The following is a 5,838-nucleotide window of genomic DNA, read 5'->3' on the forward strand; positions in this document are numbered from 1 at the left end:
AAGTGTTGTGGCCCAGCCCGATCGGCCGCGCACCGACAGCACCATCGCGGCCAGGCTCCCGCACCACCACGCCGCGCCGATCGCGTGGGCGCCCACCACGACGGGACCCCAGGCATGCACCGACGCGTGCCCCGAGATCGCCATGGTGAGGACGCCGATCGCGGCGAGTGCCGCGACCACGGCCACGGGAACCGTCGAGGTGGTCAACAGATCCGCCACCACCCACACCAGCACCAGCACGGCCGCCGCTCCGGCGATGAGTTCGGGCGCACCGCCGATGAGCACGTCACCGAACTGGCCGAGATCGACGTCGGCCGGCTCGACCCCCGACACGTCCGCGGCACGCAGCCACGCCGCGAACAGCACCGCCATCAACCAGACTGCGGCGAGAACACCGATCGTCCGCGTCGACGGTTCGGCTCCGATCGTGGGCAACGCTCCGAGTCCGACGAGCATCACCGCCGCGCCGAGCGCGACCGTCGTCGGAATCGCCACGGCGCCCGGACCGATCGGCTGGGTCAGCACCCAACAGAGCGCGAGCCCGGCCAGCATCACGGGCAGCCCGGCCACGACCATGAGGTCACGTGACCGGGCTGCCGCGAAACCGGAACCAGAGGGCATCGATCAGGCCGACGAGCCCGACGACCGTCGGTTCAGCCAGAACACGACGCCCAACCCGACGACGAGCAGGACGCCGACGCCGATCAGCAGCGCCACCACCGGGAATCCGCCGCCGTCGCCGCCGGAGGAGGTGTCGGCGACCGGTCCCGGAGTGCCGTTTCCGGCGACGGTCATCTCGAAGCTCCGCGAACCCTCGACCGGATGGCCGTCGGCGGAGGTGACCCGGTAGTTCACCGTGTACTTCCCCGCCGGACCGAGTTCGCCGACCACCACGCTGATCTGCGGGCCCCGCACCACCGGATCACCCTTCTGCCAGTAGTGCCCGTCCGGGCCGACCACGTTGAGCACAGCGAATGAGCGTTGCAGACCCTCGTTGAAGGTCAGCGTCACGGCCGCCGGTGCGCGGTCGAGCTTGGCGCCGTCGGCCGGGTCCATCGACTCCAGCTTGGAATGCGCCGACGCCACGGGCGCGGTGAGGGTCCCGACAACGCCGAAGCCCAACACGCCCAGACACAACGCCAGCAGGGTCACCAGCGACGGGATCCGCCGATCACGCATCGTCGGAGCCACCTGACTTCTTGCCCCGACGGCTCAACGCTGCGACGCCGACGACCGCGCCGATCGCACCCAGCAGCAGTCCGACGCCGCCCAGCCAGCGCGCGGCGGTGTCGGAGGTCGACGAATCGGACTGGGCGTCGGCCTGATCGTTCGCGCCGTGCGCCCCGCCGTGATGGTCACCGTTGCTCGGCGCCAGGGTGAGGGTCGGAGCGGGGTGTTCCGGTTCGGAACCGTCCGCGTTCTCCGGCTGCGACCAGTCGACGGTCACGCCGTTCGCGTAGGTCTGCACCGCGGGCAACGCGACGGTTTCCTGCTCGGGGAACGGGCCGCCCTGGATGCGGAATTCCTCGAACTGACCGACCGGGATGCCCTGTCCGGGATCGGCCGTCCAGACCACGGCGGTGACCTCTTCGGTCGCCGGGTCCTTGATGATCTGCGACTTCCAGCCCGGCATCGGCTCGGTGCGCACACCGGCGAGGTTGGGCACCGACACCCGCAGCGAGACCGTCGGGACGTCCTCCTCGTTGGGTACGACCAAATTGACGATGCCGTAGCCGCCCTGGGTGACGGTCGCCGAGTTCGCGGTGACATGCGCCGACGCCGCGCCGGCCCCGGTCAACGACGCCACACCGACGACTGCGGCCGCAGCCACCGGAACCAGGATGCGCCGGAGGTGGGCGCGAGATGTGTTGTTCAGCAAGGTGTTCACTCTCTTTCGATCACGACTGTGTGGTTCAGGCGACGCGGTAGTTCAGCACGCCCGGCGACGGATGACCGTCGGCCGCGAGGAAGAAGAACCGGACCTGGTAGCGGCCCTTACCGGCGCGCGGGTTGACCGCCTGGGTCACCGTGGTTCCGCGGACCACAGGCGCGCCGGTCTGCCACGCGCGACCGTGTTCGTCGACCACGGAGAGGGTGGCGTTCGAGCGCTGCAACGGCGAGTTGAAGGTGATGGTGATCTGGGCGGGCGCCGACGTCAGCGTCGCCCCGTTGGCCGGGTTCGACGTCTTCACCGACGAATGTGCGGAGGCGTTCGGCGCGTACACCGCACCGAGCAGTGCGGTGGCGGCCGCGATCACGATGGCGACGACGGACCAGCGAACGATGGATTTCATGATGTTTCGGGTTCCTCTCGGGAATGCGCACGCCATCGCAGGGCGCACGACATGGGTGTGGGCCACCCGCCGACGTCGCGGCGCGGTGGTTGACGCGTGGTTCAGGCCGTGACCGGCGGCCCACGCACACCCGGCCCACCGAGGACCGGTCCCGAGGAAACGAGCGGCTCGACCCACCGCATCCGCGGCTGCGCAGGTACGCGCAGGACCGGCGGTGGCGTCATGGACCGGATGGTTGAGGTGACTACGTCGGCCAGCGTCGCGGCCAGCACGAGGAGAACGGCACTGACCGGGATCGCGATCGCGTGCATCACGAGCATTCCGGGCCCGCCCACTTGATGCATTGCGTGCCCGGCGTCGCCGACCGCGAGCGCCCAGTGGCAGGCGACCTGGGCGAAGCTCAGCAGCAGCGTCGTCGTGACCATCGCCGCAGTCCGTGTCCGGCGGGTTGAGTGGGCCACGCATCCGAGCAGTCCCCCGATGGCGACGCTGACGAGCAGGCCCGCAGCACCGGGAATCCCGCCACCGGCGACACCGTGCGCAGCCACCGCCACCGCGGGTACGACGGCACCGACCGCGACGCGCGTCAACGCGTCGGACGGTCGCTGCGACGCCGGATGCATGAGGGCATCGTATGCGGCGCGCTCCCCCAACTGGCCCACCGGCCCACGCACACGATGGAACAATGGGCACATGCCGCACGCATCCCCCGGCGTCGAGATCCGAGAACTCTCCTCCCCCGACGAACTCGAAGACCTGGCCCGGGTGTTCGACGACGTGTGGCGGCCCGACCCGGCGAACCGCCCGGTGAGCACCGACATGCTGCGCGCGTTGTCGCACGCCGGCAACTACGTGACGGGCGCATTCATCGGCGACCACCTCGCCGGCGGCAGCGTCGCCTTCTTCGCGGCACCGGTCGGGCAGACGCTCCACAGTCACATCACCGGCGTCTCGCGACGCGGCCGTGGCCACCACGTCGGGTATGCGCTCAAGATGCACCAACGACGATGGGCGCTGCATCGCGGGCTGAGCACCATCACGTGGACCTTCGATCCACTCGTCGCGCGCAACGCCTACTTCAACATCACCAAACTCGGTGCTGAGCCCTGCCACTACTACGAGGACTTCTACGGCGACATCGGCGACGAACTCGGCGGCGACGACGACTCCGACCGCGTGCTCGCATCCTGGGACCTGCGCGCCGACGACGAGCCAGCTGCAGAGGCGAATTCGGCCGAGGAACTCGTGGCAAGCGGAGCGGTGCTCGGCATCGACATCGAATCCGGTCGTCCAGAGGCGCGGACCGACCGATTCGATCCAGCCACGACGATCGTGGTGCCCGTCCCACGAGACATCGAGGCGATGCGGCACAGTCATCCGGTAGATGCCGCCCGCTGGCGTATCGCACTGCGCGAGGCTCTGAGTCCCCTTCTCGTCGAAGGCCATTCGCGCCGGTCGGTCGACTTCCTGCGATCCGGCCACTACGTGCTCGGTGCAGCCGGTTCTGGTGCGGCACCCGGATCAGAGAACCCATGAAGCTGACCGGGATCGAACTCCTGCGGGTCGAACTGCCGCTGGTCACGCCGTTCCGCACCTCGTTCGGAATCGAGCACTCCCGCAACGCACTTCTCGTTCGCGCGGTCACCGATGTCGGCGAAGGCTGGGGCGAGTGCGTCAGCATCGACGAGCCGAGTTACTCGTCGGAGTACACCGACGGCGCGATCGACGTGTTGCGGCGCTTCCTGATCCCACCACTCATGGGAACCGACGTCACCGCCATCGAGGTTGCTCCGCGGATCGCGGCCATCAAGGGCCACCGGATGGCGAAGGCAGCGTTGGAAACCGCCATCCTCGACGCCGAGTTGCGATCCACCGCAACATCACTGGCGAGCCGTCTGGGCGGCATCGCCTCCTCGGTACCGGTGGGAGTCTCGGTGGGCATCCGCGACACCCTGCCCGAACTGCTCGACGAGGTATCCGGCTACATCGAAAACGGTTACCGGCGAATCAAACTCAAGATCGAACCGGGCTGGGACCTCGTTCCGGTCCGCGCGGTGCGCGACCACTTCGGACCCGACCTGATGCTGCAGGTCGACGCAAACACCGCGTACACGCCGGTCGATCTGCGCCACCTGGTGAAGTTGGACGACTTCGGCCTTACACTCATCGAGCAACCCTTCGACGAGGAGGACATGCGCAGTCACATTCGCCTGCGGGCGATGTCGTCGACGCCGATCTGCCTCGACGAATCGGTGGTCTCGGCACGAGCCGCCGCGGACGCCATCATCATGGGCGCCTGCGACATCGTCAACATCAAACCCGGACGCGTCGGCGGCTATCTCGAAGCCGCGCGAATCCACGATGTCTGTGCGGCGCACGGGATTCCGGTGTGGTGCGGCGGCATGGTGGAGACCGGCATCGGCCGGGCCGCGAACCTGGCGCTGGCCGCCATGCCGGGTTTTGTTCTGCCCGGCGACATCTCGGCGTCGGACCGCTACTTCGATCACGACATCACCGAACCGTTTGTCGTCGACTCCGGATCGGCGATGCGGGTTCCGACCGGCCCCGGCATCGGCGTCGACCCACTTCCCGACGCACTCGCCGCAGCCACCACGTGGCGCGAGTGGATTCCGGCGACGGATTCGGCAGGCTGAAACACTGTGCCACCCAAACACTCCCTGCCCGACGAGGTCGGTCCGCGCGACCTGACGCCGGACCGCTGGTCGGAGTTTCCGCACACACTCGCCGACGTCATGCCGGCGGCGGGTGCCGCGCTCGGCGCGTGGGCCACAACCGACGTCACGGTCCCGACCGCACACACCGTGGTGTTGTTCCTCGTCGACGGACTCGGGGCGACCCTGCTCGACGAACACGCCGACGCCGCGCCCCATCTCGCGTCGTTGCGGGGACCGGCACTGCGCGCGGGCTTTCCGGCCACCACAGCGACCAGCATCACCAGCCTCACCAGCGGAACGTCCTGTGGCGTACACGGAATCGTCGGCTACTCGTTCCGGCCCGACGACGATTGCCGGGCACGCGGGTCGCGTCGGGTGCTCAATGCACTGCGGTGGTCGCTCGACAACGCGGACGGGCCGTCGGCATTGGTCACTTACCCACCGGCGCTGGTGAAGCCGCACGCCACCCTGCTCGACAACCTCGACGACGACGGCATCGCGATCACCTACGTGATGCCGGGTGAGTTCCGCGGAACCGGGCTCACCCAACTCGCCTTCCCCGCACCCGGACGCTATATTCCCGCGGTCACATCCGACGGAATTCGGGCCGCGGTCACCGCGACACTGCGTCGCAGATCTCGCCGTCGGCGCTTTGTGTACGTCTACTTCAGCGAACTCGACACCGCGGGACATCTCCACGGCCCGGGATCGCCGCAGTGGCTGGCGAAGCTGCGTCTCGTCGACACGCTCGTGGCCGACCTCGCCGACGCCCTTCCGCCCGACGCCACGCTCCTCGTGACCGGCGACCACGGCATGGTCACCGCGGGTACCGCCGTCGACATCGACACCACGCCCGCACTACTCGCCGG

7 protein-coding genes and 1 pseudogene are annotated in these 5,838 nt (G+C 68.8%); 3 read left to right on the forward strand and 5 right to left on the reverse strand.

Annotated features, from left to right (window positions below; translation table 11 throughout):
• The 5 genes and pseudogenes from ABZW74_RS23665 to ABZW74_RS23685 form a co-directional block, all read right to left on the reverse strand.
• Positions 1–576, reverse strand: a pseudogene (locus ABZW74_RS23665) (copper resistance protein CopD); the annotation flags it as partial.
• A 48-nt stretch (positions 577–624) separates the two neighbouring features.
• Entirely contained in the window at positions 625–1,179 is a 555-nt protein-coding gene (locus ABZW74_RS23670) for a copper resistance CopC family protein (RefSeq protein WP_240860155.1), read from the reverse strand.
• Positions 1,172–1,879 carry a YcnI family protein gene (locus ABZW74_RS23675; protein WP_240860179.1) on the reverse strand — a complete coding sequence of 236 codons (708 nt, stop codon included), beginning with the start codon at positions 1,877–1,879 and terminating at the stop codon, positions 1,172–1,174. The genes ABZW74_RS23670 and ABZW74_RS23675 overlap by 8 nt, the downstream gene beginning before the upstream one ends.
• A 34-nt stretch (positions 1,880–1,913) precedes the next feature.
• Positions 1,914–2,294, reverse strand: a complete 381-nt coding sequence (locus ABZW74_RS23680) for a copper resistance CopC family protein (protein ID WP_240860154.1) — start codon at positions 2,292–2,294, stop codon at positions 1,914–1,916.
• 101 nt (positions 2,295–2,395) lie between these two features.
• On the reverse strand, positions 2,396–2,917 hold the full coding sequence (locus tag ABZW74_RS23685; protein WP_240860153.1) for a YtxH domain-containing protein: 522 nt from the start codon (positions 2,915–2,917) through the stop codon (positions 2,396–2,398).
• Between the two features lie 70 nt (positions 2,918–2,987).
• On the opposite strand from ABZW74_RS23685, the gene ABZW74_RS23690 reads away from it, so the two are divergent.
• The 3 genes from ABZW74_RS23690 to ABZW74_RS23700 all read left to right on the forward strand — a co-directional run.
• Entirely contained in the window at positions 2,988–3,830 is an 843-nt protein-coding gene (locus tag ABZW74_RS23690; protein WP_240860151.1) for a GNAT family N-acetyltransferase, read from the forward strand.
• Complete coding sequence (menC, locus tag ABZW74_RS23695; protein ID WP_240860149.1) at positions 3,827–4,948, forward strand: o-succinylbenzoate synthase; 1,122 nt, start codon at positions 3,827–3,829, stop codon at positions 4,946–4,948. Before ABZW74_RS23690 ends, menC begins: the two co-directional genes overlap by 4 nt.
• Positions 4,949–4,972: 24 nt before the next feature.
• Positions 4,973–5,838, forward strand: an 866-nt coding sequence (locus ABZW74_RS23700; protein ID WP_355279854.1) for a nucleotide pyrophosphatase/phosphodiesterase family protein, incomplete at its 3' end; no start/stop codon positions are given.

The sequence above is a fragment of the Gordonia sp. NPDC003585 genome (assembly GCF_040610755.1).
Classification (GTDB): Bacteria; Actinomycetota; Actinomycetes; order Mycobacteriales; family Mycobacteriaceae; genus Gordonia.